The organism is Roseburia inulinivorans DSM 16841, assembly GCF_000174195.1.
GTDB classification, from domain to species: domain Bacteria; phylum Bacillota; class Clostridia; order Lachnospirales; family Lachnospiraceae; genus Roseburia; species Roseburia inulinivorans.
Window position 1 is genome coordinate 1 of sequence record NZ_ACFY01000121.1, and the last position, 1,246, is coordinate 1,246.

Consider the following 1,246-nt stretch of genomic DNA (forward strand, 5'->3'; position numbering starts at 1 on the left):
TATAATGTACTTGTACATTAAGTACAATCAAAAAAACGAAGGCGGTGAGTTATGGAAATCATTATCAGTAATAACGCCAACAAGCCGATATATGAGCAAATCACATCGCAGATAAAAGCAATGATAATGAGTGGAGAACTGCAAGCTGGAGACGCTATTCCCTCAATGCGTTCACTGGCAAAATCTATTCATGTTAGTGTGATTACCGTCAAAAAGCATATGAGGATCTGCAAAGGGACGGTTTTATTGAAACAACTGTTGGCAGGGGGAGTTTTGTATCGGCACAAAACAAAGAATTTTATCAAGAAGAACAACAACGTATTGCAGAGGAACATTTACAAGCCGCCGCAGAGATTGGACGGACAAGTAATATTTCCCTTGAAAAATTGACGGAGTTGTTGGCTTTATTCTATCAGGAGGACGAATGAGCATGGAAAATATTTTAGAATTACAACAGGTTTCCAAAACATTTTCTAAGTCAAATTTTGCGTTAGAAAATGTGACTTTTTCTCTGCCGTATGGTTCTATTATGGGTTTTGTCGGGGAAAACGGAGCCGGAAAAACTACAACGATTGGCTGTATTCTAAATACAATCGCCAAAGACAGCGGAATGGTAAAGTTGTTTGGAAAAGAAATGACAGACGCAGATACAGATATGCGGGAAAAAATAGGTGTTGTTTATGACGGAGATAATTTTCCAGCTTATTGGACAGCAGCACAATTAGCGAAAGTTATGTCAGGATTTTATAAGCAATGGGACAATATTTTGTTTCAGAAATTTTTAAAAGAATACAAATTACCTGCAAATCAAAAAATTAAGCAATATTCCAGAGGGATGACAATGAAATTAGCGATTGCGGTTGCTTTATCACACCATCCACAACTGCTAATTCTGGATGAAGCTACTGGCGGACTTGACCCTGTTGTACGCGACGAGATGTTAGATACATTCCTTGATTTTGTACAGGAAGAAGACCACTCTATTTTACTTTCTTCCCATATTACAAGTGATTTAGAAAAAGTGGCAGACTATATTACATTCATTCATAACGGAAAACTGATTATGACCGTATCGAAAAATGATTTGGTTTATAATTATGCGGTTATGCGCTGCAGGGAAAATCAATTCCTTGCATTAGATCCGGCAGATATTATTGTTTATCGGAAACGTGATTTTCAAATTGATGTTCTGGTTTCAGATTGTAAAGCAATGCAGAGAAAGTACAAAGAAATCGTGATAGACCAC

1 protein-coding gene and 1 pseudogene are annotated in these 1,246 nt (G+C 37.2%); both read left to right on the forward strand.

Annotated features, from left to right (window positions below):
- Positions 1–51: 51 nt before the first annotated feature.
- Positions 52–428: pseudogene (locus ROSEINA2194_RS13455) on the forward strand (GntR family transcriptional regulator).
- Between the two features lie 2 nt (positions 429–430).
- A partial coding sequence (locus ROSEINA2194_RS13460) for an ABC transporter ATP-binding protein (protein WP_007888226.1) occupies positions 431–1,246 on the forward strand: 816 nt, incomplete at its 3' end.